Origin of the sequence: Erwinia persicina (genome assembly GCF_019844095.1) — a bacterium.
Lineage (GTDB): Bacteria > Pseudomonadota > Gammaproteobacteria > Enterobacterales > Enterobacteriaceae > Erwinia > Erwinia persicina.
Genome location: NZ_CP082141.1, coordinates 1,394,349 through 1,421,234 on the forward strand (window position 1 = coordinate 1,394,349; position 26,886 = coordinate 1,421,234).

Here is a 26,886-nt window from a genome sequence, read left to right on the forward strand (position 1 = left end):
CTTACCGCGCTGACTGCGCGATTAACCATCAATTGTCCTGTTCTGCGGCCTCTTTTTTCTGCTGGCGCTTCGCTTCTGCTTCTGCTTCCGCTTTGGCTTTGGCTTTGTTACTCATATCGTTGCGAATCTGCGCATGGCTGATCAGCGCGAAGATAAAGGTACCGCCAATAATATTGCCTGCCAGCGTCGGCAGGGCAAACGGCCAGATAAACTCCTGCCACGGGATATCGCCGTTAAACACCAGATAGAAGATCTCGACCGAGCCCACCACGATATGCGCCAGGTCGCCCAGCGCCACCAGCCAGGTCATCAGGATAATAATCCAGATTTTTGCCGCACCCGCTGAGGGGAACATCCACACCATGGTGGCAATGATCCAGCCGGACACCACCGCGTTGGCAAACATTTCGCCGGGAGTATTCTCCATCACTTTCTGACTGATGGTGACAAAGGCACCGCGAACGGCGTCGTCGAAAATCGGCATATGGTTAAAGGCCAGCGCGGCCAGCGCCGTGCCGATCAGGTTACCGAGCAGCACCAGGCCCCACAGGCGCATCAGCAGCAGCACGTTACTGCCGCTGGGTTTGTGCATCACCGGCAGAACGGCGGTCACGGTGTTTTCGGTAAACAGCTGCTGGCGCGCCATAATGACGATGATAAAGCCAAAGGTGTAGCCCAGATTCTCCAGCAAAAAGCCGCCGGGGACATCATGCAGATTCACCTGGAAGATCCCTTTCGCCATCAGCGAGGCTCCCATCGACAGCCCGGCGGCGATGGCGGAAAACAGCAGCGCCAGTCCGTCACGCTCCAGCTCCTTCTCCCCCTCCTGACGTATCTGCTCGTGAACGGCGGCAGCGCGGGAGGGAAGGGCATCTTCATCCACCTCAATCTCCTCACCCTGTTCGCTTTCCTCACTTTCTACCTGGTTTTCATTATCGTTTTGTGTGGTTTTCATCATCGTTCCCGAAAAAATAGTTATCCCCTAAGCGTAGCGGGTATTTGCTGATGTGATGTCAGGTCACCCTGTTTAAGATTAAGAGTAACAAAGCTTTAACCACAGGCTACAATCGTTTAAAAAGCCGCCATTTCAGGGGGTTTTAAGGGGGGAGACGGCCACAGACCGGGCCTGGTCAGCTTAGGCAGACACACTCTTTGTGGTACTATCCCGCCATTAAATTTAACACTGTGCGATTTTCCTCTCATGCTGGCAGCCCAAAATCTGACATGTGTTCGCGATGAGCGAACGCTCTTTAGCGATCTCAGTTTTACCGTTAAAGCCGGCGATATGGTGCAGGTGGAAGGGGAAAACGGCGCGGGCAAAAGCTCCCTGTTACGCATTCTGACCGGTCTCAGCCAGCCCGAGCAGGGGGCCGTGCTCTGGCAACAGCGCAACATCCGCCAGCAGCGCGACGCGTTTTACGCCAGCCTGCTCTACATTGGCCATCTGCCGGGGGTAAAAGCCGTACTGACCCCGCTTGAAAACCTCCGTTTCTGGTATCCGCACGCGTCGCAGGACGAACTCTGGCAGGCGCTGGAGCAGGTCGACCTCACCGGCTATGAAGACGTAGCCGTTGCCCGGCTGTCGGCCGGTCAGCAGCGGCGCGTGGCGCTGGCCCGGCTGTGGCTGTCCCGTGCTCCCCTGTGGATCCTCGACGAGCCGTTAACCGCTATCGATCAATCCGGTGTGGAAACGCTGATGTCACTGTTTATACAGCACGCCGGGCAGGGCGGGGCGGTGATCCTGACCACGCACCAGGCGCTGCCTGCGGCGGCGGCCAGCCTCAGCCGCATTCGCCTGACGTCAGGCGGGGTCGTCTGATGCTGTGGCCGGTCATGAAGCGGGAGCTGCGCATCGCGTTTCGCAGCGGGGCGGAAATCGTTAACCCTCTGTGGTTCTTTCTGATTGTCATCACCCTGTTTCCTTTAGGGATCGGGCCGGAGCCTGAGCTGCTGGCGCGGATTGCGCCCGGCATTATCTGGGTGGCGGCGCTGCTTTCGTCCCTGCTGGCGCTGGAGCGTCTGTTCCGTGACGATTTTCTCGACGGATCGCTGGAACAGCTGCTGCTGCTGCCCACGCCGCTGCCGCTGACGGTGCTCGGTAAGGTTGCCGCCCACTGGATGGTCACCGGCCTGCCGCTGTTGATCCTTTCGCCGCTGGTGGCGCTGCTGCTGTCGCTGGATTTTACCACCTGGCGTGCGGTGGCGCTGACGCTGCTGCTGGGGACGCCCACGTTCAGTCTGCTGGGGGCGATTGGCGTCGGGTTGACCGTCGGGCTGCGTCGGGGCGGAGTATTACTGAGTTTACTGGTGCTGCCGCTGGCCGTGCCGGTTGTCATTTTTGCCAGTGCGGCGATTGAAGCGGCCAGCCAGGGGCTGCCGGTTGATGGCTATCTGGCCCTGCTGGGCGCTCTGCTGGCCGGCAGTGCGACGCTGGCACCTTTTGCCACGGCGGCGGCACTACGAGTAAGCGTACACTAACCGGCTGATAAGACAGAATAACAGGCTGACGTACGTACGATTGACGAACAACACCAGAACGATGACTTTTTGACTGTGAGCAAAATAATAATGTGGAAATGGATACATCAGCTGGGCAAGCCGGAGCGGCTGTACCAGTTATGCGGTCGCTTTGTACCGTGGTTTGCGATCCCGGGCGTGGCCGTGCTGTTGCTGGGCTGGGTGTGGGGCTTTGGCTTCGCCCCGCCAGCCTCTGAGCAGGGTGACGGTTTTCGTATCATCTATATCCACGTGCCGATGGCCATGTGGTCGATGGGGATCTATGGCTCCATGGCCGTCGCCGCTTTTATCGGGCTGGTCTGGCAGTGGAAAACCGCCGATCTTGCCGCGATGGCCATGGCACCCATTGGCGCGGTGTATACCTTTATTGCGCTGGTGACCGGGGCCGCCTGGGGCAAGCCGATGTGGGGGGCGTGGTGGAAGTGGGACGCGCGTCTGACCTCTGAGCTGGTGCTGCTGTTCCTCTATATCGGTGCTATCGCGCTGTATCACGCCTTTGAGGATCGCCGGGCGGCCGGACGTGCCTCGGGCATTATGATCCTCGTGGGGGTCATTAACCTGCCGATTATTCACTACTCCGTTAACTGGTGGAACACCCTGCATCAGGGCTCCTCCGGGGTGCTGTTACAGGCTGTCGACCCGAGTATGCGTCCGCCGCTGCTGTGGGCGGTGCTGGGCGTCTGGCTGGTGTTTATCACCCTGACGCTGCTGCGCCTGCGCAATCTGCTGCTCCACAGCGAGCGCCACCGTCCGTGGGTGGCGGCGATCGCGGCAAAAGGAGGGCGCAGCGTATGACCCCTGCCTTTGCATCCTGGCATGATTTTTTTGCCATGGGCCACTATGCCTTCTACGTCTGGCTGGCCGTTGCCAGCACGCTGATCCCGCTGGCTCTGCTGGTGCTGCACACGCTGTGGCAGCGTCGTCGCCTGCTGGCCGGGATCCGCCAGCGCCAGGCACGTGAACAACGCATTCGTGCGGTAAAAATGAAAAAGGCCGCCCCCGCCGCGGCAGGAGAAAAATCGTGAATCCCCGTCGTAAAAACCGCCTGATTCTGGTGACGCTGGTGCTGGTCGGGTTGGGGCTCGCTACCGCGCTGGTGATGTACGCGCTGCGATCGAACATCGACCTGTTCTATACCCCGGGTGAAGTGATCAACGGCAAGGGGGACCAGCAGGTGAAACCGGAGCCGGGCCAGCGTCTGCGCGTGGGCGGGATGGTACTGCCGGGCAGCGTGAAGCGCGATCCGCATACGCTGAAAGTGTCGTTCAAGCTCTATGACGCGGTGGGAGTGATCAGCGTCAGCTACGAAGGGATCCTGCCGGATCTGTTCCGTGAAGGGCAGGGCGTAGTGGCGCAGGGCGTCCTGCAGGACGGCACTCACGTGACGGCCTCCGAGGTGCTGGCAAAGCATGATGAAAAATACACCCCGCCGGAAATTGAAGACGCAATGAAGAAAAATCACCGTTCCCCGGCGGCCACCGCAGCCACCGCCGCAGCGGGAGGCCAGCCATGATGCCGGAAGTGGGCAGTTTCCTGCTGTGCCTGGCGCTGGCACTCTCCCTGCTGCTGAGTGTTTATCCCCTGTGGGGGGCCGCACGCCAGGACCGGCGTCTGATGGGGCTGGCGCGTCCGCTGACCTACGGGCTGTTTGCGTGCATCGCCGGGGCCTTTGCCATCCTCGTCCATGCGTTTGTGGTGAATGATTTCAGCGTTGCCTATGTGGCCACCAACTCAAATACCCTGCTGCCGGTCTATTACCGTATTGCCGCTACCTGGGGGGCGCATGAGGGATCGCTGCTGCTGTGGGTGCTGCTGCTCAGCGTCTGGACGCTGGCGGTGGCGCTACTCAGTCGTTCCATGCCGGAGGATGCCATCGCGCGCGTACTGGCGGTAATGGGGATGATCAACCTCGGCTTCCTGCTGTTTATCACCCTGACGTCCAATCCGTTCACCCGCACGCTGCCGGACTTCCCGATCGACGGCAGCGACCTGAACCCGATGCTGCAGGATATCGGCCTGATCTTCCATCCGCCGCTGCTGTATATGGGTTACGTCGGTTTCTCCGTGGCCTTTGCTTTTGCCATTGCTTCACTGATGGCCGGGCGGCTGGATACGGCCTGGGCGCGCTGGTCGCGACCCTGGACCACGGCAGCCTGGGTGTTTCTCACCATCGGCATTGTGCTGGGGTCGGCCTGGGCTTATTACGAGCTCGGCTGGGGTGGTTGGTGGTTCTGGGATCCGGTAGAAAATGCTTCCTTTATGCCGTGGCTGGCCGGCACCGCACTGATTCACTCGCTGGCGGTGACGGAAAAACGCGGCACCTTCAAAGCCTGGACGGTGCTGCTGGCGATCACTGCTTTCTCCCTCAGCCTGCTGGGCACCTTCCTGGTGCGCTCCGGGGTGCTGGTATCGGTTCACTCCTTTGCCTCTGATCCGGCGCGCGGCATGTTTATCCTTGCCTTCCTGATTATTGTGATTGGCGGTTCGCTGCTTCTCTACGCCATTAAAGGCGGCAAGGTGCGCAGCCGGGTACAGAATGAGGCCTGGTCGCGCGAATCGTTCCTGCTGGGCAACAACGTGCTGCTGATCGCCGCGATGCTGGTGGTCCTGCTCGGCACGCTGCTGCCGCTGGTGCATAAGCAGCTGGGGCTGGGCACCATCTCTATCGGCGAACCCTTCTTCAATACCTTATTTACCTGGCTGATGGCACCGATGGCGCTGCTGATGGGCATCGGCCCGCTGGTGCGCTGGCGGCGGGATCAGCCACAGAAACTGTGGAAACGGCTCGGGCTGGCGCTGCTGGTCACGCTGCTACTGTCCGTCCTGCTGCCGTGGCTGATGCAGGATCGTATTGAGGCGATGACGGTGGTGGGCCTGCTGATGGCGGTCTGGGTGATTATCCTGACCTTGATGGAACTGCACGAGCGCGCTACTCACCGGCACGGCTTCTTCAGCGGACTGCGGCACCTGTCGCGCAGCCACTGGGGGATGGTGCTCGGCCACCTGGGTGTTGCGGTGACGGTGATCGGTATTGCCTTCAGTCAGAATTACAGCGTGGAACGCGATGTGCGTATGAAAGAGGGCGACGGCGTGGACGTGGCCGGTTACCACTTCACGCTGCGCGGCGTGGATCGCCTGGTGGGCCCGAACTATTCCGGTACGTCGGGGGTAATAGACGTCACCCGCGATGGAAAGCATGAGGCGACGCTGTCGGCGGAAAAACGCTTCTACAGCGCGGCGCGAACCATGATGACGGAAGCGGCCATCGACGGTGGATTCACCCGCGACCTTTACGCGGCGCTGGGCGAAGAGCTGGACGACAAATCCTGGGCGGTGCGTCTGTACTATAAACCCTTCGTGCGCTGGATCTGGTTTGGTGGCGTGTTTATGGCGATCGGTGGGGTGCTGTGCCTGCTGGATCCCCGCTACCGGTCGCGTAAAAAAGCCCTTAAGGAGGCGGTATGAATAAGAAAGTGCTGTATATCCCGCTGATCCTGTTTTTACTGCTGGCCGCGGCGCTGCTCTGGCAGCTCAGTCGCAATGCCAATGGGGACGACCCCACCCGGCTGGAGTCCGCGCTGGTCGGTAAGCCGGTGCCGGTTTTTAAGCTGGAGTCGCTGGAGCAGCCGGGAAAAACCTATGACCAGTCGGTGCTTAACGACGGCAAACCGATCCTGCTGAACGTCTGGGCCACCTGGTGCCCGACCTGCCGGGCCGAGCATCAGTATCTGAATACCCTGGCCGCGCAGGGCGTGCGCGTGGTGGGGCTGAACTATAAAGACAACCGGCAGAAAGCGGTCGACTGGCTGAACAGCCTGGGTAATCCGTATGCCCTGAGTCTGTATGACGGGGACGGAATGCTCGGGCTGGATCTGGGCGTGTACGGCGCACCGGAAACGTTTTTGATCGACGGTCACGGCATTATCCGCTATCGCCACGCCGGGGATATGAACGAACGGGTCTGGCATGATGAGGTGAAACCACTGTGGCAGAAATACAGCCAGGGGGTCGGATCGTGAGAGCGTACGGGATCCTGCTGGCGCTGGTGCTGTTCAGCGCGGGCGTACAGGCTGACAACATTGATACTTATTCCTTCGCGACAGTGGCCCAGGAGCAGCAGTACCGCCAGCTCACGGCGTCACTGCGCTGTCCGAAGTGTCAGAACAACAGTATTGCTGACTCAAACGCCATGATAGCGGGCGATATGCGCCTGAAGGTGTATCAGCTGTTACAGGCCGGACAGACGCCTGAACAGGTGAAGGCTTATATGGTGGCGCGCTACGGTAATTTTGTTTCTTACCAGCCGCCGGTCACCCCGTCGACGCTGATCCTCTGGGCCGGGCCGGCTCTGTTTGTCATTATCGGCGCGCTGGTGATCATCCTGCGCAGCCGTAAACGGGCCGTACGCGTCGAGCTGGATGCCGAACAGCAGCAGCGGCTGGATGCACTGTTAAAGAATGACGGGAAGCAATCATGAGTGCGCTTTGGTTAACGATCCTGATCCTGCTGGTGGCCGCCTGTGGGCTGCTTTTATTCGGCGCCGGGCGTCGCAGAAGCGATAGCACAACCGATCGCGACCAGTTGAATCAGGTCTTTTATCATCAGCGTCTGCAGGAGCTGGAAGAGGATGAGGGGCAGGGCGTCGTAGCCGATCGCCCCGAGATGGTGCGGGAGCTGCAGGAAACGCTGCTGCTGGATATTCCGCAGCAGACCTCGCCGCCGCAGGCACGTCAGATCAGCCGCTGGGTGCTGCTGCCCGGGGCGGTGATCCTCATACTGGTCAGCCTTGGCGTCTATTTTAAGACGGGAGGCCTGCAGCAGGTGATGGTCTGGCAGCAGGTGAAAAATGAGCTGCCTGCACTGCGGGCGCAGGTGATGGACCCTCAGGCGCGACCGCTCAGTATGGAACAACTGGCGCGTCTGGCGCTGGGCATCCGTTCCGGGCTGCAAACCGATCCCGGTAATCTTGATGACTGGAAAATGCTGGGCCGCCTTGGCATGGTGCTGAATAACGCCGCGATGGCCACCCAGGCCTTCCGTCATGCGCTACAGCTGGCCCCTGGCGACCTGGATGTCCGGCTCAGCTATGCCGATGTGCTGACGCGGTCTGCCGATCCGCAGGATAACCGCGAAGCCCTGATGATGCTGGAGCCGATGGCGGTGCAGTATCCCGACAGTGTGCAGGTGCAGGGGCTGTTAGCATTCAATGCCTACAGCCAGCAAGATTATGCGCAGGCGATTGCATCATGGAATAAGATGTTGTCACTGCTGCCTGAGGGTGACGGACGTGCGGTCATGATCCAGCGCAGCATTCAGCAGGCGAAAAGTGCGTCAGGTAAAGAGAACAGCCGCCTGGCATTAACGATCAGTCTGTCCCCGGCGGCAGAAAAAATGTTACCGAAGGACGGAGTGTTGTATATTTCTGTGTCTGACGGTATTTCGCAGGTTCCCGTAGCCGTGAAAAAAGTGCCGTTGAGTCATTTTCCTTTATCGATCACGCTGGATGACAGTAATGCCATGATGCCCGATCGGTTACTATCCGCGCAGCATCAGGTGCAGGTTCGCGTACGCATCTCACGCGACGGCAGCGTAAATCGTTCACCCGGCGACTGGTTCGGGTTGAGCGAGATACTGCCATTTTCAGGTCAACAGCAGCTTGCCGTTGAAATTAACCGGCAATAGCGGGCGATAATCTAAAAAGTACAGGGAGAAAACTATGAGCTATCGCCTGACGGGTTTAGCGCTGGCGAGCGTACTGATGGTCGGCTGTGCCAGTTCTAAGACAGGGGATCAACCTCAGGGACATGCCGATCCTCTGGAAGGTTTCAACCGGTCCATGTTCAACTTTAACTACAACGTGCTGGATCCGTATGTCCTGCGCCCGGTTGCCGTGGCGTGGCGTGATTATGTGCCGCAGCCTGCGCGTAACGGGCTGGGTAACTTCTTCACCAACCTTAACGAACCGTCGACGATGGTGAACTACTTTATCGAAGGCAATCCGTATAAGGCGATGGTGCACTTTAACCGTTTCTTCCTGAACACGCTGCTGGGCATGGGGGGGCTGATTGACGTTGCGTCGATGGCGAACCCGAAGCTGGCAAAAGAAGAGCCGCGCGCCTTTGGCAGTACGCTGGGTCACTACGGTGTGGGCTACGGTACCTACGTGGAAGTGCCGGCATACGGGGGGTTTACCCCGCGTGAAGATATCGGTGGCCTGGTGGATGATGTCTATCCGCCGCTGCTGTGGCTGACCTGGTGGATGTCGGCAGGGAAATGGGCGCTGGAAGGGATTGAAACCCGCGCGCAGCTGCTGGATTCCGACGCGATTCTGAAGAATTCAAACGATCCTTACGCCTTTATGCGTGCGGCTTATTTCCAGCATCATGATTTCCTGGCGAGTGACGGTAAGCTGATCCCGCAGGAGAACCCGAATGCGGCAGCGATTAAGAATGACCTGGGTGATATTGATGCCGAATAACGCCTGCGTTCAGGCTGAATGCTTAAGTCCGGGCATCAGTTTGTTCCGCTAATAAAAAACCCCACTGGCGTGGGGTTTTTTTTTGCTTTAACTCTGAAGGGGCGTCTCAGAATTTATAGTTGAAACTGGCGCCATACAGCCAGGCTTTACCGCTGGAGCTGAAGGTATAAGGCGTCGCCTGTCCATTCTGGGCGGTGGCAATCGGATCATTGCCTTCTTTAACGGTGACTTTTTTACCGTGCATATAGGAAACGCCTAAATCCACGGATGCGTCTTTATTAAAGGCATATGACGTACCGGCACTCAGCCATAAACGATCCTGATCGGGAATGGAAATAGAACGTTTATCTGACGGCACCGGGCTGTCATCAAAGGCAATACCGGTACGGAAGGTCCAGTTATCGTCGTAATAATAGCTGGTACCCAATGCGATACGATATGCATCGTGGAAGCTTTCGTCTTTATAGAACAGATCCTGGCCGTTGCTGCCGGTCGCTTTCAATTCCTGGAACTGGCTCCAACTGGTGTATGCCATGCTGTAGTGAACGGCCCACTGCGGTGCGACTTTATGATAGCCGGAGATTTCCCACATTTCAGGCAGGTTCAGCGACAGCGAGCCCGGAATGGTGCTGCCGCTGGTGCCGGTAGGCAACCCGAACTGGCTGCCGATAGGGTTAAAGGCGACCGGAATATCACTGCGGTAGTCACCGTCAAAGTCAATTTTCACTTCCGAGCGGTAGGTCAGACCGAAGCGGTTATTATCATCTACTTCATACAGCACACCGGCGTTCCAGCCGTAGCCCCATTCATCGCCTTTCAGGTGGGCAATCTGGGTATCGGCGGGCGCTGCAGGTAAACCGGCTGCGGGCAGGAAGGAACCCAGTTCGCCAATGGTTCGTTCGATTTTTGCCCGGGCGTAGACTGCATCAAAACCCACACCAAAGCTGAAATGCTGGTTAAGGCGGTAGGCCGTGCTGAGGTTCAGGTTCATCGTCAGCAGGTCGGTTTTACCGGCAAACGGACCGCCGGCATAGCCGTCATTAAACTCTGTTGCCAGACCGTAATTGCTGGTGGCTGAGGCACCGATCCACCACTGGTCATTCAGCGGTTGTACATAATGAATATTCGGCACCCACTGAGTCGGTGCAATATTATCGGCATTCAGACTGTTGCCTGCGCCAGACTGCCCCTGAATATTCACATCAGGATCAATAAATACCGCGCCAATAGAAAACATCGGACGGTCCATTAATGCCATGGTTGCCGGGTTACGGCTGGCCGATGCGGCAGAATCGCCCATCGCCCCTTCGCCTGCATAAGCACGACCCAGACCAATGGTAGAGAATTCGTTCAGTTGAAAGCCAGCTGAGAAAGCATTAGAAGAAACAAGCGCCACTGCTGCTGCGAGTGCAGACTTAGCAAACAGGTTTTTATGGTTCATAACCACAACCTCATTATCTGATTTTATAATTAAGCTCTGTTACTACACGTAACAAGGGATCGCGGATTCTAGTGACTGACAGACAACGAACAAATCAGACCAGTGGCGCAAGTATAGGTCTGACCTGTGTATGTGTTGCAATAATGTTTTTCAAATATTTCTAAATTGTTCACGGAAAAGAGATCTGGCTAACAAAAACCTTACATTCCTTTTTTGCCTCATTCCGTGTGAGTTGTTTCGGATCAATTAATAGTGTGATTTTCATCACTCAACGCGCTGTTTTCAGGGGATGACTGGAGCTGAAATAGTGTCGGGCGTAAACTGACGACAGTCTCAATTAATCTGCCGCCAGACAGACAGCGGCAAGCCGGAGGATGTATGACTGACGCGATTAACCGCTGTAATGCCAGCGAAACCGCAGCCTGTTGCTGTGTTGACGTGGGCACCGTGCTGGACAATACCGACTGTACTGCCAGCTACAGCCACACCTTTAACAGCCGTGATGAGGCGGAAGCGGTGCTGCGCTCACTCAGTGAAAAAGCCGCTGCCGTGGCCTCAGAGCCCTGTCAGATCGACAGCCGCTTCAGTGAGACCCCGCAGGGGGTTCAGCTTGACTGTGACTTCCTCTTCAGCTGCCAGGCAGAAACCATGATTTTCCAGCTCGGCCTGCGCTAATCTCCGGGTGGAGGGTGTGCCCCTCCACCAGAATCGTGTTTCCTCTCGCATTTTTATCTTCCTGCCGTAGCGCCCACCGTTATTCTGGTTAACACTGATCAGGTCAGACCTCTTGGCAGTGATGCCGTCGATCTAAAGACAGGCCTTCATTCACCCCATTGCCGCCAGTGCAGCTGTGATGTGATGTGATGTGATGCGGGCAGAAAGGTGAGAATAATGAGTAAAGCATTCCCATTGCTGACACGTCAGGGGGATCGCATCGCGATCACCCACGGACTGCGTACGCCCTTTGCCCGCCAGGCCACCGCCTTTCACGGCATCCCCGCTCTGGAGCTGGGCCGGATGGTGGTCAGCGAACTGCTGGCCCGCAGCGAGATCCCCGCAGAGGTGATTGAACAGCTGGTGTTTGGTCAGGTAGTACAGATGCCGGAAGCGCCTAATATCGCGCGGGAAATTGTGCTGGCCAGCGGCCTGAGCGTGCATACCGATGCCTACAGCGTCAGCCGCGCCTGTGCCACCAGCTTTCAGGCAGTGGCTAACGTCACCGAAAGCCTGCTGGCGGGGACGATTAGCGCCGGGATGGCCGGCGGGGCTGACTCCTCTTCCGTGCTGCCGATTGGCGTCAGCAAAACGCTGGCGCGGATGCTGGTCGACCTGAACAAGGCCAGGACCCTGTCGCAGAAACTCAAACTCTTCAGCCAGCTGCGGCCACGTGACCTGCTGCCGGTGCCTCCGGCCGTGGCGGAGTATTCCACCGGGCTGCGTATGGGCGACACCGCCGAACAGATGGCGAAAGATCATGGTATCACCCGTGAGCAGCAGGATGCACTGGCACATCGCTCCCACCAGCGCGCGGCCAGTGCCTGGCAGCGGGGCCTGCTGCAGGACGAGGTGATGACGGCGTATGTCCCGCCGTGGAAGCAGCCTTTCCTGCAGGATAACAGCGTGCGGACCGAATCACAGCCTGATGACTATGCCCGCCTGCGCCCGGCGTTTGACCGGCAGCACGGCAGCGTCACCGCCGCCAACAGCACCCCGCTGACCGATGGCGCTGCGGCAGTGGTGCTGATGACGGAATCCCGCGCGCGTGAACTGGGCCTGGTGCCGCTGGGTTATCTGCGCAGTTACGCCTTTAGCGCTATCGATGTTCACCGGGATATGCTGCTGGGCCCGGCTTATGCCTCGCCGCTGGCGCTCGAGCGCGCCGGTGTCACGCTGGCTGACCTTTCCCTGATCGACATGCATGAGGCCTTTGCGGCACAAACGCTGGCGAACCTGAAGATGTTTGCCGACGAGCGCTTTGCCCGTGAGGTGCTCAACCGGCCCCACGCGCTGGGTGAGGTCAATCAGGAGATCTTTAACGTATTGGGCGGCTCTATCGCCTACGGACACCCGTTTGCCGCCACCGGAGCGCGGATGATCACGCAGACGCTGAATGAGCTGCGGCGTCGCGGTGGTGGACTGGGGCTGGTCACGGCCTGTGCGGCCGGTGGCCTGGGTGCGGCAATGGTTCTGGAGGCAGAATAATGGATTTACCCACTGCATTTACACTGACGATGCGTCTGGATAACGTCGGGGTGATCACCATTGACGTTCCGGATGAAAAGATGAATACGCTGAAAGCGGCGTTCGCCGGGCAACTCCGGGCCGTGCTTCAGCAGGCGCGGGCCAACCCGCACCTCGCCGGGCTGGTGATTATCTCGGGCAAGCCGGATTCCTTCATTGCCGGAGCCGATATCAGCATGATAGCGGCCTGTACCTCGGCTCAGCAGGCTGGCGAGCTGGCGGAAGCCGGTCAGGCGGTGATGGCCGAGATCGCCGCACTGCCGGTCACGGTGGTGGCGGCGATACACGGGGCCTGTCTGGGCGGCGGACTGGAGCTGGCGCTTGCCTGTCATCGCCGGGTCTGTACCCTGGATGATAAAACCCGTCTGGGGCTGCCCGAGGTCCAGCTGGGGCTGCTACCCGGCTCCGGGGGCACGCAGCGTCTGCCGCGCCTGATCGGGGCATCCACCGCGCTGGATATGATCCTGACCGGAAAAACCCTGCGCGCGCGCGCGGCGCGGCGTTGCGGGCTGGTGGACGACGCCGTTCCGCACAGTATTCTGCTGGAAACCGCTGCCCGCCTGGCGCTGAAGCCGCGCAGCGCGACAAAAGCCCTCCCGCTGCGGGAACGTCTGTTAAACGGTCCGGCGGGCAGGGCGATCCTGTTTGCGCTCGCCAGACGCCAGACGCAGGCCAAAACGCACGGTAACTATCCGGCGACGGAAAAAATCCTCAGCGTGGTGCGCTGCGGGCTGGAGCAGGGCAGCGGCAGCGGTTATGCCGCTGAAGCAAAGGCCTTTGGTGAACTGGCTATGACGCCGCAGTCAGCGGCCCTGCGCAGCCTGTTTTTTGCTACCACGGCGCTGAAAAAAGATCCTGGTGCCAGCGCGACGCCGCGCGTGCTGAAACGGGTCGGCGTGCTGGGCGGCGGGCTGATGGGGGGCGGTATTGCCTGCGTCACTGCCACCCGTGCCGGGCTGCCGGTCAGAATCAAGGATATCAGCCCGGACGGCATTAACGCTGCGCTGAAAGCCAGCTGGCAGGTGTTGACCCGGCAGGTGAAGCGGCGGCGTCTGAGCGCCGCAGAGCGTCAGCAGCAGATGGCGCTGATCAGCGGCGGCACGGATTATCAGGGTTTCCGCCAGCGCGATATGGTGATTGAAGCGGTATTTGAAGATCTGGCACTGAAGCAGAAGATGGTGGCAGAAATCGAAGCGCACTGCTCGCCGGACACGCTGTTTGCGTCAAACACCTCCTCACTGCCGATTGCCGCGATTGCGGCTGAGGCGCAGCGTCCGGAGAATATTATCGGCCTGCACTACTTCAGCCCGCCGGAGAAAATGCCGCTGGTGGAGGTCATCCCCCATGCCGGCACCGCGCCTGAGACAATCGCTACTGCCGTTTCTCTGGCGAAAAAACAGGGAAAAACGCCGATTGTGGTGGCTGACCGGGCAGGTTTTTATGTCAACCGCATCCTGGCCCCGTATATGATTGAAGCCATGCACTGTCTGCTGGAAGGGGAGCCCATCGACTCCATCGATCGGGCGCTGGTGGAGTTTGGTTTCCCGGTGGGGCCGGTACAGTTGCTGGATGAGGTCGGCATTGATGTCGGGTCTCATATTATGCCGGTGTTGCAACAGGCCTGGGGCGATCGCTTTGCCCTGCCTGCCGCGCTGGATGCTGTCCTGAAAGATGACCGCAAGGGACGTAAAAACGGCCGGGGTTTTTACCTCTATCCGCAGAAAGGACGCAGAAAGCAGGTGGATAATTCGGTGTACCGACTGCTAAAACTCAGTGAGAAACACCACCTCAGCGCACAGAATATTGCTCAGCGCTGTGTGATGATGCTGCTGAATGAGGCGGCGCGCACGCTGGATGAACAGGTGATTTCCTGCGCACGTGACGGGGATGTCGGGGCGGTATTTGGCATCGGCTTTCCCCCCTTCCTGGGGGGGCCGTTCCGCTATATGGATCAACTGGGCCTTCGCGAGGTGGTGAAAAATCTGGAGCTACTGACGCAGCGTCACGGGCCACGTTTTACACCCTGTGAGCGGTTGATAAAAATGGTGGAAGCGGATGAAACCTTCTATAAACCGGAGGTCAAGCTGAATAGTCACACTGTTTCAGAGGGTTAGTCGGGTGGGGGAGTGAATGCTGTTTTGCGGGTCATTCTGCGGGGCGCTCACTAAGTAAACAATCGGTTGACTATACTCAAGGCATTGGGGTACAACACACCGTTCATTCTCTGGATGAAGAGTCGGATGGCGTTGTCCCCCGGCGTTTTTGTTTAACAACAGCGGTGCTATATGCAAGTTTTCATTATGCGTCACGGCGATGCAGCATTAGATGCAGCCAGTGATTCTGTCAGACCTCTGACCCACTGCGGCTGTGATGAGACTCGCCAGATGGCGAACTGGCTTAACGGCCAGTCTGTGGATATTGAGCGGGTTCTGGTCAGTCCCTATCTGCGTGCGCGGCAAACGCTAAACACGGTACGTGAAGTGTTGCCCCTGCCCGAAGGCGAAGATGTACTGCCGGAGCTGACGCCGGGAGGCGATCCAGGTCTGGTGGCCTGCTATCTGCAGGTTCTGGCTAACGAAGGGGCCACGTCGGCGCTGGTGATCTCTCACCTGCCGCTGGTGGGCTATCTGGTGGCCGAACTCTGCCCGCAGGAAGCGCCGCCGATGTTTGCGACCTCCGCGATTGCGTGCATTGAGTTCGATGCGGAGAATGCCACCGGCAAGCTGGCGTGGCAGGTCTCTCCTGCCAAACTCGCCAAAGCGATCTGACTGACTCCGGCGGGCCGAATCAACAGGCCCGCCCCTACGGCAACATCAGTTCTGGCGGAAGCCACTCTTCGATTTCAATCAGCACCAGCAGTGCTGCATCCCCACCGAATAATTTTGGCGCCTGATGAAAGGCCATCACCATGGGGTGCTGGGCCAGCCACAGTGGCGTCTGCTGTTTGAGCACATGCTTGCCGTGGCCATGCATGACGCTGGCGCAGAAGATGTGCTCACGGCGACAGGCAGCAATCAGCGCGCCCAGCTCCTCTTTGGCCTGTTTCTGTGTCAGTCCATGCAGGTCGAGAAAAATCTCCGGGCTGTAATCTCCACGACGCAGCTTTTTCAACTCGTAGTGGTCAACATCCGCACGCACATAACGTACGGCACCCTCACTGGCCAGCAGCGGCTGAAATTCATCTGAAAAATAGTGGCTGTTGTCCATCTGCTCTGACAGCAGGCGTTTCTGTGGCACCTGGCCGATCTTTTTACGTTGTGGCTTGTGGACGATGGTGTCCTGAGCCAGCTTACGCGTGCCGGCCATCAGCCCGCGAAACAGCGCCTGGTCTTCTGCGTTCAGGTTCTCTTTTTTACTCATTCTCTGCGATCGCTTTGCGTTAGGTGAGGGCGAGGGCGCCGGTTAAAGCGCCATAACGTCCATTATCTGCGGTCAGTCTACCTTTTCCATGCCTGTGGCTGAAACAAATCTCAGCTTTTTCACCCCCTCGCGCTGAATTATCTCAAGCTTCGTGGCAAACTAGCGCCCGGGTTTAACAGAACGGCCTGCGGAGGGCACTTTGGACAAAATTTTCGTCGATGAAGCAGTCAATGAGCTGCACACTATTCAGGATATGTTGCGCTGGTCGGTCAGCCGCTTTTCTGCCGCTGATATCTGGTATGGCCACGGCACCGACAATCCCTGGGACGAAGCCGTTCAACTGGTGCTCCCCACGCTCTATCTCCCGCTCGATATCCCGGAGGATATGCGTAACGCGCGCCTGACCTCCAGCGAGCGTCACCGCATTGTTGAGCGCGTGATCCGCCGTATTAACGAACGCATTCCGGTGGCCTACCTGACCAATAAAGCCTGGTTCTGCGGGCACGAATTTTATGTGGATGAGCGGGTGCTGGTGCCGCGTTCACCGATTGGTGAGCTGATTAACAGCCACTTTGACGGCATCATCAGTCAGGATCCACAGCACATCCTCGATATGTGTACCGGCAGCGGCTGTATCGCCATTGCCTGTGCGTATGCCTTCCCGGATGCGGAAGTGGATGCCGTTGACATCTCTACCGATGCGCTGGCGGTGACCGAGCAGAACATTGGCGCACACGGTCTTGACCATCACGTGACGCCGATCCGCGCTGACCTGTTCCGCGAGCTGCCAAAGACGCAGTACGACCTGATCGTGACGAATCCACCGTATGTCGATGCGGATGATATGGACGACCTGCCTAATGAATATCGCCACGAGCCGGAACTGGGCCTGGCCGCTGGCCGTGATGGCCTGAAGCTGGTACGCCGTATTCTGGCCTGTGCGCCGGACTATCTCAGCGATCGGGGCGTGCTGATTTGTGAAGTGGGTAACAGCATGGTGCATATGATCGACCAGTACCCGGATGTGCCTTTCACCTGGCTGGAGTTTGATAACGGCGGGGATGGCGTATTTATGCTAACTAAACAACAGATTATCGACGCACAGCATCATTTTAAAATGTATAAAGACTGATGATCACTTTTAGCGAGGAAGTAAGTCATGGCGGGTAATACCATTGGACAAGTATTTCGGGTCACAACGTTCGGCGAATCGCATGGCATCGCTCTGGGCTGCATCGTCGATGGCGTGCCGCCGGGCATCCCGCTGACCGAAGCTGATTTGCAGCACGATCTCGATCGCCGCCGTCCTGGCACTTCACGCTATACCACCCAGCGCCGCGAGCCGGACCAGGTGAAAATTCTGTCCGGGGTCTTCGAAGGGAAAACCACCGGTACCAGTATCGGCCTGCTGATTGAAAATACCGATCAGCGCTCGCAGGATTACGGCACGATCAAAGATCTCTACCGTCCGGGCCATGCCGATTACACCTACGATCAGAAATACGGCTTCCGCGACTATCGCGGTGGCGGGCGATCTTCTGCGCGTGAAACGGCAATGCGCGTGGCGGCCGGGGCGATTGCCAAAAAGTACCTGGAGATGAAGCACGGCATTATCGTGCGCGGCTATCTGGCCCAGATTGGCGACGTTGCCTGCGAACTGAAAGACTGGGATCAGGTTGAACTGAACCCGTTCTTCTGCCCGGACCCGGACAAAATTGAAGCGCTGGACGAACTGATGCGCGCCCTGAAAAAAGAGGGGGATTCCATCGGGGCCAAAGTGACCGTGATGGCGGAAAATGTCCCGGCGGGCCTCGGAGAGCCCGTCTTTGATCGTCTGGATGCCGATCTCGCGCACGCGCTGATGAGTATCAATGCGGTCAAAGGCATTGAAATTGGCGACGGCTTTGCCGTGGTCGGCCAGCGCGGCAGTGAACACCGGGATGAAATCCGTGCCAGCGGTTTCCAGAGCAACCACGCTGGCGGTATTCTGGGCGGTATCAGCAGCGGTCAGTGCATTATCGCTAACCTGGCGATGAAACCGACTTCCAGCATCACCGTACCGGGGAAAACGCTGACCCGCAGCGGTGAAGAAGTCGAGATGATCACTAAAGGCCGTCACGATCCGTGCGTGGGCATCCGTGCGGTGCCGATTGCCGAAGCGATGATGGCGATTGTGCTGATGGATCACCTGCTGCGCCACCGCGCGCAGAATGCTGATGTAGAAACCTCTTATCCGCGCTGGTAAATGATGAAAAAAACGCTGATGGCGCTGTGTGCGCTGCTGATCTCGACGACCGGTCAGGCCGCCACGCCGTGGCAGACCATTCAACAGCCGGTAGCCGGCGTGCCACAGTCCATCGGAGCCTTTTCTAACGGCTGCATTATCGGCGCGCAGCCGCTGCCGCTGGAAGCCTCCGGTTACCAGGTGATGCGTACCGATCAGCGTCGCTACTATGGTCACCCTGATCTGATCGCCTTTATTCAGCGTCTCAGTACCCGCACCCGTCAGCTGGGGCTGGGGGAGGTGCTGGTCGGTGATATGGGCATGGCGGCAGGTGGACGCTTCAGCAGCGGTCACGCCAGCCATCAGTCCGGGCTGGATGTTGATATCTGGCTTCAGCTACCGAAGCAGCGCTGGACACAGCAGATGCTGCTGAAGCCTCAGCCGCTCGATCTGGTGGCCGCCGACGGTAAAAATGTGGTGGCCCGCCACTGGCAGCCGGAAATCGACAGCCTGATCAAGCTGGCGGCGAAAGATGATGATGTGACGCGCATCTTCGTTAACCCGGCGATCAAAAAGCAGCTGTGTGCCGATGCCGGAGCCGACCGTGACTGGTTACGCAAAGTACGGCCGTGGTTCCAGCACCGTGCGCACATGCACGTGCGTCTGCGCTGCCCGGCGGGCAGCCTGGAGTGTCAGGATCAGCCCATCCCGCCGCCGGGCGACGGCTGCGGTGCCGAGCTGCAAAGCTGGTTCGCCCCGCCTAAACCGGGCAGTACACCGCCGGTGAAGCGCGAGCCACCGCCGTTACCGCCATCCTGCCAGGCTCTGCTGGATAACCATCGACTGTAAGGCGCTGAGAAAAAATGGAATGGGTCAACGTAGCTCCGTGGTTGCTCGGCGTACTGTTTCTGGTGGCCTTACTGGCGGGATTTATTGATGCCATCGCAGGTGGTGGCGGGTTACTGACCGTGCCTGCGCTGCTGGCGGCCGGGCTTTCTCCGGCGCAGGCGCTGGCGACCAATAAGCTGCAGTCGGTGGGGGGCTCGTTTTCGGCCAGCCTGTACTTTATCCGCCGTAAGGCGGTGGATTTGCGTGAACAGAAGCTGAACATCGCATTAACGTTTTTAGGTTCGATCAGTGGCGCGCTGCTGGTTCAGCACGTCAAGGGCGATATTCTGCGGCAGCTGCTGCCGCTGCTGGTGATCGCAATTGGCCTCTATTTCCTGCTGATGCCAAAGATTGGTGAAGAGGATCGCCAGCGTCGTCTGCACGGGCTGCCGTTTGCACTGGTAGCCGGGGGCTGCGTCGGCTTCTATGACGGATTCTTCGGTCCCGGTGCCGGCTCATTTTACGCGCTGGCGTTTGTCACCCTGTGCGGCTATAACCTGGCCAAGTCCACCGCCCACGCCAAAGTCCTGAACTTCACCTCCAACCTCGGGGGCCTGCTGCTGTTTATGCTGGGCGGGAAAGTGGTGTGGCTGGTGGGGCTGGTGATGCTGGCCGGGCAGGTATGCGGCGCCCGCCTGGGGGCGCGAATGGTGCTGACCCGCGGGCAGACGCTGATCCGCCCGATGATCGTCATTGTCTCGGCGGTGATGAGCGCCAAACTGCTGTACGACAGCCACGGCGCGGAGATCGCCGCATGGTTGCATCAGCTATCGTAAGGGGCGACTCTTTTCTCCTGTCGCCCCGTGTTGATGGTTTGCACCCCCTTGTTTTCCGTGTGGCCGGAACGGGGGGTTAACCTCTTCCCACCGCGATCCAGCGGCGCTGATCCATCGAATCCTCAATCGCCTGCAGGATGCGCTGATTCTCCCAGCCAAAGCTGAAGTTGGGATAACAGTCGTCGTCCCGGCAGATGCCCTGCACCAGGTCATGTATCTCCAGCACTTTGACATCGAAATAACCCAGGCCACCGCCGCCAAAATCAAAGCCGAAAAACGCCGAGTAGGAGGGAACCTGACTGCCGGCATACAGGGTTTTGAAACCGCGATCGCGCTTATCGTCGTTAAAACGAAACACCTGCAGCTCATTAAAGCGCTCGCCGTCCATATACAGCGTGCCTTCCGTACCGGTGACTTCCCAGTAGACGCCAAAAATTCGTCCGGCAGCAATGCGGGATGATTCAATCACCCCGGCGGCACCGCTGGTAAAGTTCACCAGACACTGCATCTGATCGTCGTTTTCCACCTCACGGCGTTCGGCATTGGCATCCACCTTACTGGCGTAGCCGCTGTCCACGCCGGGCACTGGCCGGGTTTTCAGATACGTCTGCCCGCTGGCGCAGACCTCAGACACGCCGCCCATCAGATACTGCGCCACCGACAGGGTATGCGCCCCCAAATCACCCAGCGAGCCGGAACCTGCCAGCGCTTTTGAGCAGCGCCATGACCACGGCAGTTCCGGGTCGTTGTAAAAGCCCTGGTCGAACGTGCCGCGAAAGCGCACCGGCGTGCCGATTTCGCCGCGCTCAATCAACTGTTTTGCCAGTTGGGCGGCCGGGGTTTTGATGTTGTTAAAGGCCACCATGGTTTTGACGCCGGCCCGCTGCGCCGCTTCTGCCATTTCGCGTGCCTGAGGCTCAGTCACCGCCAGCGGTTTCTCGCAGTACACATGTTTCCCGGCGGCGATCGCGGCCAGCGCCATCGGGTGATGAAGATGGTTGGGAGAGGTGATGTCAATCACGTCAATATTCGGGTCCTGTAACATTTCGCGCCAGTCGCCGTAAGCGTGCAGGGCACCGAAGCGCGTTGCCGCCTGGTCTGCCAGTGCCTGATTCTGGTCGGCGATAGCGTAGAGTACCGGCGTTTTCGGCAGGGCCGGGTAGAGCAGGGCGGCACGACGGATGGCGTCAGCATGGGCCTGGCCCATAAAGCCGGAGCCGATCAGGCCAATATTCAGAGTGTCAGACATAGCGTTCCCCTACAGCGAAAAAAGACGGTTAATATGGTGAAAAGCGCGGGTGACGGTGGGCACCGGCGGCGCTTTCAGTGGGTCCTGCTCGGCTTCAACGATCAGCCAGCCGCGATAGCCGCCATGGCTGACAAAGTCCACTACCGGCTGATAGTCGATGCCGCCGTCGCCGGGGACAGTGAACATGCCTCCGCGCACTCCCTGATTAAAACTCTCATCCTGCTCAAACACCTGATCCAGCCGCGCCCGGCGAATATCTTTCAGATGGATATGGCAGATGCGGCTGCCGAACTGGTGTATCAGTGCGCGGAGATCGCAGCCTGCGGCCACGGCGTGGCCGGTATCCAGCAACATACCGACGTCATCTGTCGTGGCGGTAAAGAAGCGCTCAATCTCATCCTGATGCTCAACCAGCATCATCAGATGATGATGGTAGGCCAGCGTCAGGCCATATTCTTCCTGCAGCGCGAAGGCGAACTGACTCATACGCCGCGCGTAGGCGTCGACGTCAATCCCGCTGAGTCTGGGGGAGTGAGAGAGTCCAGTATCGAGCGGCGTTTCACCGGGCATGCCGCCACATTCGCCATAGACCATCACCGAACAGCCCAGCGTCTGCAGCAGGCGGGCGTGGGCGGCAACATTATGCAGTTCCTGTTGGACGCTGATGTCTGCCAGGGTGCCGGAGAACCAGCCGGAGGCCAGCGACAGGCCGGTTTCCTGTAGCAGAGGCGCAAGTTGCGACGCTTCGCGGGGAAATTTACGGCCCAGCTCAATCCCCTGATAACCTGCAGCGGCCGCCTCCTGCATACACTGTAATGCGCTGACATCATCCCCCAGATCGTTCAACACGTCGTTGGTCCAGGCGAGCGGACTGACGCCCAGGCGCACGTTGGCATTGGCCATAATTTTCTCCTGTCTGAAATCAAAGTTTGAAGTGCGTCGCATAATCGCGCTCTGCGGGCAGTCCGGTGTTGCAATGGCCGCTATCCGGCTGAAGAGTGGAGAAAAGATAGCCTGTGTGGGGGCGGGGGGTACATGACCAGAGTGCTGAAAAAAATGTCTGATATCACACTGACGGTGCCCGTCATTGAGGGGTACTTCGGTCTGTCGCGCTATGCTGCGGGGGATATTTACGGACCGCGCATTCAGCGTGGGATTCAGTTTATTGCCCTGCTGAGTGGCAGCGTCACCATTGAGACGGCGCAGCGCTCCCTGATGCTCCTGCCCGGTACCCTGGCGCTGCTGCTACCGGGACAGCGTGAGCTGTTTCGCTTCGATCCGCTTATCCCCAGCGAACATATCTGGTGCCAATTGGATTTTGCCGCACTGCCGGGGGATTTTAATCGTGAACTGGCGCACCTGCCGCCCACTATCGCCTTCGATCATCAGGTCGAGCAGCTGATGGAGCTGGGTATCAGTCTGACCTCACAGCCGGGAGGGGCCCCGCGTGCACTGATCTCGCTGGCCGAAACCCTGCTCTATTACTACGCCTCCCGCGGCATTCCGCCGCGCGATGAGGGGCGGCAGACCATGCCCAAAGGGGTGCGGGAAGCCTGCCGCTATATTGCGATGCGTTACCCGCACCCGCTGGCGCTGGAGGATATTGCCGCGCGCGCCCACTGCTCTGTGAACCATCTGATCGCCCTGTTCCGGCGGCACCTGCGTCAGACGCCCGCGCGTTACCTGCGTGACGTGCGCCTGCGCCATGCGGAACGTCTGCTGACGCGCAGTGCGCTGCCGGTGGCGCTGATCGCCGAGCAGTGCGGGTTTGTCTCGCCGTTTCATTTTTCACGCCTGTTCAAAGAGCATTACGGCCTGGCACCTCTGGCATTTCGGCAGCAGGCGCTGGCGTCAGCCCCGCCAGAATGCTGATTCCTTCAGCCGCTCAATGGCCACCGGCTTGCCAATCAAATAGCCCTGCAGACTGTCACACTGCAGCAGGGTTAACTGCTCCAGCTGAGTCTGCGTTTCCACGCCTTCAGCGGTGACATCCAGCGAATAGGCCTTGCCAAGACCCACCATGTTTTCCACAATCTGACGTGCACCCACGGAGTCTTCCATTGGGAAAATAAAAGATTTATCGAGTTTGATGCCGTCAAAAGGGAACGTTCGCAGATAGCTCAGGGAGGAGAAGCCCGTGCCGAAATCATCGATCAGGAACTTCACCCCCAGCGCTTTAATTTTCAGCATAATCTGCTGGGTTTTAAGCGGATCCTGTAGCGTCACGTTTTCGGTCACTTCGATCTCCAGTCGTGAACTTTCCAGTCCTGTTTTTTCCAGCGTCTCTTTGATTCTGTTGTACAGCCCTTTGTCCTGAAACTCCCCGGCGGACAGGTTGACCGACACGGATAATCCCGGCAGATGGCAGCGGGTTTCAGCGCAGGCCGTTTCCAGTACCCAGTCGCTAAGCGCGTAGATCAGCCCGGTTTCTTCTGCCAGCGGAATAAACTGATCGGGCATCAGCAGGCCGTGATGCGGGTGCTGCCACCTGACCAGCGCCTCCACCCCGGTAATGCGGCAGGATTTGGTGCTGTAACGCGGCTGGTAAACCAGGCGCAGCTGGCCGCTGCGGATACCTTCGCGCAGCTCCTGCTCCATCTCACGACGCTGAACAATCTTTTCGCCCATATCGCGCTGGAAAAAAGCCCACTGATTGCGGCCCTCATTTTTAGCTTTATACAGCGCAATATCGGCATAGCGCAGCAGGTCTCCTGCCGTGCGTGCATCCTGGGGAGCAAGCGCAATGCCCAGACTGGCCCCGATAAAAATTTCACTGCTGCCCACCAGGAAGGGCGCGTTAATGTCCTGAATGATCCGACGGCATAACTGTTCGATATCGTCGTGGTGCGTTACCTCCGGCAGAATAATAATAAATTCATCCCCACCGTGACGGGTCACCATGCCGGACGCTTGCAGACAGCGACGCAGGCGGGCGGAAACCTCATGCAGCACCGTATCGCCTGCGCTGTGCCCGTAGACATCGTTGACGGGTTTAAACCTGTCCAGGTCGACCATGATGATGGCGAGCTGACAGTCGCCGGTGGGTTCAGAATTGAGTTTTCCCTCAAGGAACTCCTTCATCTGCACGCGGTTGGGCAGGCCGGTGAGGTCGTCAAAATGCGACAGATAGCGCACGCGCTCCTGTGCCTTCACTTCCTGAGTGACGTCCGTTGCGGTACCACGGAAACCCGTTTTCCCGTCCGGCAGTAACACGCGCTTGACGATCATATTGCAGTAGCGCTGATGCTGTTGTGCGGAAAGATAGTGGCTGTTTGGCAGACTGATACGTCCACCGGACTGGCAAAGATCGGTCAGTTGCGCCACGGCATTGCTGTCGTTCAGTAAAAACTCGCTTGCCGGGCGACCCAGCCAGTCTGAGATGTGGTAACCGGTAATGGCCGGAAAACGTTCGGAAATCCAGGTGAACCGCAGATTTTCATCGGCCTCCCAAATCCAGTCCGTGGTGGTTTCTGCCACATCTCTGAAACGGCATTCGCTGCTGTGCAGCGCCTGCTGGCTCTGCTCCAGCAGGAAACGCGCTTCATCACTCATCCGTGCTTTGCGCAGTGCATTCTTCATCAGCACAAAGGCAGTGAACAGAGTGGCCAGCATCAGTAACACCAGCGCGGGGAGCAGGCCCGTCAACAGGGCTTCACCAGGATTATCGCTCTGCCACTCAACAATAACCGGGCCGCCTGATGCGAGCAGGATCAGCCGGTTGCTGGCGGCCGGGCCGGGGGGGGCCTGTGGGCTGAGGATATGCGCCCCGTGAATGCCGTACTCAAGGGCCATTTTGTTCAGTTTTTCAGGCGTGAGGCGGTCGGCAAAAATCATTAACGATCGGGGGCCATTATCGGTGATGACGCTGCTGTCCCCGCCGGGGGAAATCCAGGCGGCACTCAACAGCGTGACCTGCCCCTCGGACACCATCAGGGTAGAGACGGCTTTCCCTACGGCGGTGCCAAGCAGTTGTTTAAGACGCGGAACCGGGTCCTTCCCCAGCCAGCTCTCAACCAGCTGCAAATTCAGCTTTCCGTTAATGACGCTGTACCGGGTTTGTCCATCCGGGGAAATAACAAAGATCCCCTCGTAATGAAAGGTCTGATAGAGCGATGCGCCAAGGTTCTGATTGTCCCACGCCCATTCGGTATTGATAGTCAGATGCAGGTTTTCATAGGCCTCGCCCCAGTCCGCGTTATCGATGGTGTGCGAATGCATAATTTCCTGGCGGTTTTCAATGGCCTTGCCCATCAGTAAATGAAAATGCTCATCTTCGTGGGCATTCTGTCTGCCGGCGATATAAAACAGTGCAGTAATGGCGAGGATGAATAATATGCCAAGCAAAAAAAGCATGGCGATCATTGGCTGTTTAACCAGCCCGCTCGCCTCCCGGTGGTGAATTATTCTTTTTATTGTCGATTTATGCTTCATGGACATTCGCCTGAAAAGGGCAATCGGGGATTAACACGGCTTTCGTGTCAGTTGTGGCGTCTGATGAACATATCTAACCCGATCTTACGAAGAAATAATGTACGGTGACGCATGGCGAATGAACTGATTTTTATCACCATTTATCTAGAAAAATGTGAAATCGGGCACCAGGGGTAATAATGAATTATCGGCCGGTAGAGTAAAAACTTGATGCTTTCAGCGATGCCGCTAAAAGGGGGGAATAGCCTGTTACGTGCACAACCTGCCGGTTTACCTCAGATACCTGAGCTGACTGACCTGCGGCTTTCTGGCGCGAAAACAGCAATAGTGCTCGAATCCTGTCTGACAAAATGTCAAAATTGCGCGTTTTTTACTTTGACGACAACCTGCTATGAGCCAGCAACACCACTATCAGGATCTGATCGATATCTTCGATCGCTGTTTTATGAATGATTTTCAGACCCGCCTGATTAAAGGCGATGATGAACCGATCTATCTTCCCGCTGATGATTCATCACCGTGGAACCGGGTCGTGTTTGCTCACGGGTTCTACGCCAGCGGAATGCATGAAATCTCACACTGGTGTATTGCCGGGGCTGAACGACGCAAACTCGTGGATTTTGGCTACTGGTATTGCCCGGACGGGCGCGATGCGGAAACGCAGAGTCAGTTTGAGTCCGTCGAGGTGAAGCCGCAGGCGCTGGAGTGGATGTTCAGCGTGGCGGCGGGCTTTCCGTTCAATGTCAGTTGTGACAATCTGGAAGGCGATTGTGAACCCGATCGCATTGCGTTTCAGCGCAAGGTGCATGCCCAGGTGATGGCGTATCTTGAAAAAGGCATTCCTGACCGTCCGGCACGTCTGATTGCTGAACTGCGCGCGTTTTACTCCACTCCACCGCTGACGTCAGCACAGTTTCCCTGGCCGGAAGACCTGAGCTGAACGGGGAGCGAATAGTTTACAGAGGTTTTTATGATCGATGAATTTGAGGCGCGTATTCTGGGCCTGATTGATGACATGGTCGAACATGCCAGTGACGACGAACTTTTTGCCGGCGGCTACCTGCGCGGTCACCTGACTCTGGCCGTGGCCCAGATCGAACTGTCCGGTGAGCATACGCCAGAAGCCTTGCAGATTCAGGTACAGAAAAGCCTGGAAAAAGCGATTCAGGCGGGGGAACTCTCTCCGCGTGACCAGGTGCTGGTCACCAGCATGTGGGACAAACTCTTTCTGCAGGCGCAGTAAGCGCGGTCTGAGCGAGGGCAGCAGCGTCTCTGCCCGCA

General features: G+C 58.3%; 27 protein-coding genes. 21 read left to right on the forward strand and 6 right to left on the reverse strand.

The genetic code is table 11. From position 1 onward, the window contains the following. Nucleotides 1–28: 28 nt before the first annotated feature. Nucleotides 29–955 (reverse strand): formate/nitrite transporter family protein, encoded by a 927-nt coding sequence (locus K6L24_RS06350; RefSeq protein WP_187509826.1) that lies wholly within the window; start codon nt 953–955, stop codon nt 29–31. A 246-nt stretch (nt 956–1,201) separates the two neighbouring features. Here K6L24_RS06350 and ccmA point away from each other — a divergent pair, with 246 nt between their 5' ends. The 10 genes from ccmA to mlaA all read left to right on the forward strand — a co-directional run bounded on the left by ccmA (nt 1,202) and on the right by mlaA (nt 8,995). Further along, complete coding sequence (ccmA, locus tag K6L24_RS06355; protein ID WP_222682066.1) at nt 1,202–1,819, forward strand: cytochrome c biogenesis heme-transporting ATPase CcmA; 618 nt, start codon at nt 1,202–1,204, stop codon at nt 1,817–1,819. Further along, the gene (gene ccmB, locus K6L24_RS06360; RefSeq protein ID WP_222682067.1) at nt 1,819–2,478 is read left to right on the forward strand and encodes a heme exporter protein CcmB; all 660 of its coding nucleotides are present in this window, start codon (nt 1,819–1,821) and stop codon (nt 2,476–2,478) included. Before ccmA ends, ccmB begins: the two co-directional genes overlap by 1 nt. A gap of 90 nt (nt 2,479–2,568) precedes the next feature. Next, nucleotides 2,569–3,312 (forward strand): heme ABC transporter permease, encoded by a 744-nt coding sequence (locus tag K6L24_RS06365; RefSeq protein WP_062743032.1) that lies wholly within the window; start codon nt 2,569–2,571, stop codon nt 3,310–3,312. Continuing rightward, nucleotides 3,309–3,542 carry a heme exporter protein CcmD gene (ccmD, locus tag K6L24_RS06370; protein WP_062743031.1) on the forward strand — a complete coding sequence of 78 codons (234 nt, stop codon included), beginning with the start codon at nt 3,309–3,311 and terminating at the stop codon, nt 3,540–3,542. Before K6L24_RS06365 ends, ccmD begins: the two co-directional genes overlap by 4 nt. Next, a complete protein-coding gene (ccmE, locus tag K6L24_RS06375) occupies nt 3,539–4,030 on the forward strand; it encodes a cytochrome c maturation protein CcmE (protein ID WP_222682068.1) in 492 nt (163 codons plus the stop codon). Before ccmD ends, ccmE begins: the two co-directional genes overlap by 4 nt. After that, nucleotides 4,027–5,982 carry a heme lyase CcmF/NrfE family subunit gene (locus tag K6L24_RS06380; protein ID WP_062743029.1) on the forward strand — a complete coding sequence of 652 codons (1,956 nt, stop codon included), beginning with the start codon at nt 4,027–4,029 and terminating at the stop codon, nt 5,980–5,982. The genes ccmE and K6L24_RS06380 overlap by 4 nt, the downstream gene beginning before the upstream one ends. Continuing rightward, the gene (locus tag K6L24_RS06385) at nt 5,979–6,536 is read left to right on the forward strand and encodes a DsbE family thiol:disulfide interchange protein (protein ID WP_062743028.1); all 558 of its coding nucleotides are present in this window, start codon (nt 5,979–5,981) and stop codon (nt 6,534–6,536) included. The genes K6L24_RS06380 and K6L24_RS06385 overlap by 4 nt, the downstream gene beginning before the upstream one ends. Further along, nucleotides 6,533–6,994, forward strand: a complete 462-nt coding sequence (locus tag K6L24_RS06390) for a cytochrome c-type biogenesis protein (RefSeq protein WP_062743027.1) — start codon at nt 6,533–6,535, stop codon at nt 6,992–6,994. Before K6L24_RS06385 ends, K6L24_RS06390 begins: the two co-directional genes overlap by 4 nt. Then, nucleotides 6,991–8,199, forward strand: a complete 1,209-nt coding sequence (ccmI, locus tag K6L24_RS06395; RefSeq protein WP_118663666.1) for a c-type cytochrome biogenesis protein CcmI — start codon at nt 6,991–6,993, stop codon at nt 8,197–8,199. The genes K6L24_RS06390 and ccmI overlap by 4 nt, the downstream gene beginning before the upstream one ends. A 34-nt stretch (nt 8,200–8,233) precedes the next feature. Further along, entirely contained in the window at nt 8,234–8,995 is a 762-nt protein-coding gene (gene mlaA, locus K6L24_RS06400) for a phospholipid-binding lipoprotein MlaA (RefSeq protein ID WP_062743025.1), read from the forward strand. A gap of 106 nt (nt 8,996–9,101) precedes the next feature. Here mlaA and fadL read toward each other — a convergent pair whose 3' ends face one another. Then, on the reverse strand, nt 9,102–10,436 hold the full coding sequence (fadL, locus tag K6L24_RS06405) for a long-chain fatty acid transporter FadL (RefSeq protein ID WP_062743024.1): 1,335 nt from the start codon (nt 10,434–10,436) through the stop codon (nt 9,102–9,104). 378 nt (nt 10,437–10,814) lie between these two features. Here fadL and K6L24_RS06410 point away from each other — a divergent pair, with 378 nt between their 5' ends. The 4 genes from K6L24_RS06410 to sixA all read left to right on the forward strand — a co-directional run bounded on the left by K6L24_RS06410 (nt 10,815) and on the right by sixA (nt 15,445). Further along, nucleotides 10,815–11,111, forward strand: a complete 297-nt coding sequence (locus K6L24_RS06410) for a YfcZ/YiiS family protein (protein ID WP_072277380.1) — start codon at nt 10,815–10,817, stop codon at nt 11,109–11,111. A gap of 216 nt (nt 11,112–11,327) precedes the next feature. Continuing rightward, entirely contained in the window at nt 11,328–12,638 is a 1,311-nt protein-coding gene (gene fadI / locus K6L24_RS06415; protein ID WP_118663668.1) for an acetyl-CoA C-acyltransferase FadI, read from the forward strand. Beyond that, complete coding sequence (gene fadJ / locus K6L24_RS06420) at nt 12,638–14,791, forward strand: fatty acid oxidation complex subunit alpha FadJ (RefSeq protein WP_222682069.1); 2,154 nt, start codon at nt 12,638–12,640, stop codon at nt 14,789–14,791. Before fadI ends, fadJ begins: the two co-directional genes overlap by 1 nt. A gap of 171 nt (nt 14,792–14,962) precedes the next feature. Next, on the forward strand, nt 14,963–15,445 hold the full coding sequence (gene sixA, locus K6L24_RS06425; RefSeq protein ID WP_062743021.1) for a phosphohistidine phosphatase SixA: 483 nt from the start codon (nt 14,963–14,965) through the stop codon (nt 15,443–15,445). 34 nt (nt 15,446–15,479) lie between these two features. Here sixA and smrB read toward each other — a convergent pair whose 3' ends face one another. Continuing rightward, complete coding sequence (gene smrB, locus K6L24_RS06430) at nt 15,480–16,037, reverse strand: endonuclease SmrB (protein ID WP_062743020.1); 558 nt, start codon at nt 16,035–16,037, stop codon at nt 15,480–15,482. A gap of 199 nt (nt 16,038–16,236) precedes the next feature. On the opposite strand from smrB, the gene prmB reads away from it, so the two are divergent. From prmB to K6L24_RS06450, 4 genes are read left to right on the forward strand one after another with little or no spacing between them, the layout of a single operon-like run. Continuing rightward, on the forward strand, nt 16,237–17,169 hold the full coding sequence (gene prmB / locus K6L24_RS06435) for a 50S ribosomal protein L3 N(5)-glutamine methyltransferase (protein WP_062743019.1): 933 nt from the start codon (nt 16,237–16,239) through the stop codon (nt 17,167–17,169). 27 nt (nt 17,170–17,196) lie between these two features. Continuing rightward, entirely contained in the window at nt 17,197–18,282 is a 1,086-nt protein-coding gene (gene aroC / locus K6L24_RS06440; RefSeq protein ID WP_062743018.1) for a chorismate synthase, read from the forward strand. A gap of 3 nt (nt 18,283–18,285) precedes the next feature. Continuing rightward, nucleotides 18,286–19,110: a penicillin-insensitive murein endopeptidase gene (gene mepA, locus K6L24_RS06445; RefSeq protein WP_118665680.1), complete on the forward strand. Its 825-nt coding sequence runs from the start codon at nt 18,286–18,288 to the stop codon at nt 19,108–19,110. 14 nt (nt 19,111–19,124) lie between these two features. Then, complete coding sequence (locus tag K6L24_RS06450) at nt 19,125–19,925, forward strand: sulfite exporter TauE/SafE family protein (RefSeq protein WP_062743017.1); 801 nt, start codon at nt 19,125–19,127, stop codon at nt 19,923–19,925. Between the two features lie 76 nt (nt 19,926–20,001). On the opposite strand, the gene K6L24_RS06455 is transcribed toward K6L24_RS06450, so the two are convergent. Both K6L24_RS06455 and iolE read right to left on the reverse strand, forming a co-directional pair. Continuing rightward, the gene (locus tag K6L24_RS06455) at nt 20,002–21,174 is read right to left on the reverse strand and encodes a Gfo/Idh/MocA family protein (protein ID WP_062743016.1); all 1,173 of its coding nucleotides are present in this window, start codon (nt 21,172–21,174) and stop codon (nt 20,002–20,004) included. 9 nt (nt 21,175–21,183) lie between these two features. Then, nucleotides 21,184–22,077, reverse strand: a complete 894-nt coding sequence (gene iolE / locus K6L24_RS06460) for a myo-inosose-2 dehydratase (RefSeq protein WP_062743015.1) — start codon at nt 22,075–22,077, stop codon at nt 21,184–21,186. A 153-nt stretch (nt 22,078–22,230) separates the two neighbouring features. Between iolE and K6L24_RS06465 the strand changes: the two genes are divergently transcribed. Then, the gene (locus K6L24_RS06465; RefSeq protein ID WP_162900952.1) at nt 22,231–23,046 is read left to right on the forward strand and encodes a helix-turn-helix domain-containing protein; all 816 of its coding nucleotides are present in this window, start codon (nt 22,231–22,233) and stop codon (nt 23,044–23,046) included. Here the strand turns inward: K6L24_RS06465 and K6L24_RS06470 are convergent. After that, nucleotides 23,026–25,605, reverse strand: coding sequence for a bifunctional diguanylate cyclase/phosphodiesterase (locus tag K6L24_RS06470; protein WP_245006722.1), 2,580 nt, complete (start codon nt 25,603–25,605; stop codon nt 23,026–23,028). The two genes, K6L24_RS06465 and K6L24_RS06470, sit on opposite strands and share 21 nt — an antisense overlap. Before the next feature lie 391 nt (nt 25,606–25,996). Here K6L24_RS06470 and K6L24_RS06475 point away from each other — a divergent pair, with 391 nt between their 5' ends. Next, nucleotides 25,997–26,545 carry an elongation factor P hydroxylase gene (locus tag K6L24_RS06475; RefSeq protein WP_062743012.1) on the forward strand — a complete coding sequence of 183 codons (549 nt, stop codon included), beginning with the start codon at nt 25,997–25,999 and terminating at the stop codon, nt 26,543–26,545. A gap of 30 nt (nt 26,546–26,575) precedes the next feature. Then, entirely contained in the window at nt 26,576–26,848 is a 273-nt protein-coding gene (locus K6L24_RS06480; protein WP_062743011.1) for a YfcL family protein, read from the forward strand. The last annotated feature ends 38 nt before the right edge of the window (nt 26,849–26,886 follow it).

Bases quoted from the DNA above. Each gene is read 5' to 3' on its own strand.
- K6L24_RS06350 (WP_187509826.1), bottom strand. From the start codon at position 955: ATGAAAACCACACAAAACGATAATGAAAACCAGGTAGAAAGTGAGGAA.
- ccmA (WP_222682066.1), top strand. From the start codon at position 1,202: ATGCTGGCAGCCCAAAATCTGACATGTGTTCGCGATGAGCGAACGCTC.
- ccmB (WP_222682067.1), top strand. From the start codon at position 1,819: ATGCTGTGGCCGGTCATGAAGCGGGAGCTGCGCATCGCGTTTCGCAGC.
- K6L24_RS06365 (WP_062743032.1), top strand. From the start codon at position 2,569: ATGTGGAAATGGATACATCAGCTGGGCAAGCCGGAGCGGCTGTACCAG.
- ccmD (WP_062743031.1), top strand. From the start codon at position 3,309: ATGACCCCTGCCTTTGCATCCTGGCATGATTTTTTTGCCATGGGCCAC.
- K6L24_RS06380 (WP_062743029.1), top strand. From the start codon at position 4,027: ATGATGCCGGAAGTGGGCAGTTTCCTGCTGTGCCTGGCGCTGGCACTC.
- K6L24_RS06385 (WP_062743028.1), top strand. From the start codon at position 5,979: ATGAATAAGAAAGTGCTGTATATCCCGCTGATCCTGTTTTTACTGCTG.
- ccmI (WP_118663666.1), top strand. From the start codon at position 6,991: ATGAGTGCGCTTTGGTTAACGATCCTGATCCTGCTGGTGGCCGCCTGT.
- mlaA (WP_062743025.1), top strand. From the start codon at position 8,234: ATGAGCTATCGCCTGACGGGTTTAGCGCTGGCGAGCGTACTGATGGTC.
- fadL (WP_062743024.1), bottom strand. From the start codon at position 10,436: ATGAACCATAAAAACCTGTTTGCTAAGTCTGCACTCGCAGCAGCAGTG.
- K6L24_RS06410 (WP_072277380.1), top strand. From the start codon at position 10,815: ATGACTGACGCGATTAACCGCTGTAATGCCAGCGAAACCGCAGCCTGT.
- fadI (WP_118663668.1), top strand. From the start codon at position 11,328: ATGAGTAAAGCATTCCCATTGCTGACACGTCAGGGGGATCGCATCGCG.
- fadJ (WP_222682069.1), top strand. From the start codon at position 12,638: ATGGATTTACCCACTGCATTTACACTGACGATGCGTCTGGATAACGTC.
- sixA (WP_062743021.1), top strand. From the start codon at position 14,963: ATGCAAGTTTTCATTATGCGTCACGGCGATGCAGCATTAGATGCAGCC.
- smrB (WP_062743020.1), bottom strand. From the start codon at position 16,037: ATGAGTAAAAAAGAGAACCTGAACGCAGAAGACCAGGCGCTGTTTCGC.
- aroC (WP_062743018.1), top strand. From the start codon at position 17,197: ATGGCGGGTAATACCATTGGACAAGTATTTCGGGTCACAACGTTCGGC.
- mepA (WP_118665680.1), top strand. From the start codon at position 18,286: ATGAAAAAAACGCTGATGGCGCTGTGTGCGCTGCTGATCTCGACGACC.
- K6L24_RS06450 (WP_062743017.1), top strand. From the start codon at position 19,125: ATGGAATGGGTCAACGTAGCTCCGTGGTTGCTCGGCGTACTGTTTCTG.
- K6L24_RS06455 (WP_062743016.1), bottom strand. From the start codon at position 21,174: ATGTCTGACACTCTGAATATTGGCCTGATCGGCTCCGGCTTTATGGGC.
- iolE (WP_062743015.1), bottom strand. From the start codon at position 22,077: ATGGCCAATGCCAACGTGCGCCTGGGCGTCAGTCCGCTCGCCTGGACC.
- K6L24_RS06465 (WP_162900952.1), top strand. From the start codon at position 22,231: ATGTCTGATATCACACTGACGGTGCCCGTCATTGAGGGGTACTTCGGT.
- K6L24_RS06470 (WP_245006722.1), bottom strand. From the start codon at position 25,605: ATGAAGCATAAATCGACAATAAAAAGAATAATTCACCACCGGGAGGCG.
- K6L24_RS06475 (WP_062743012.1), top strand. From the start codon at position 25,997: ATGAGCCAGCAACACCACTATCAGGATCTGATCGATATCTTCGATCGC.
- K6L24_RS06480 (WP_062743011.1), top strand. From the start codon at position 26,576: ATGATCGATGAATTTGAGGCGCGTATTCTGGGCCTGATTGATGACATG.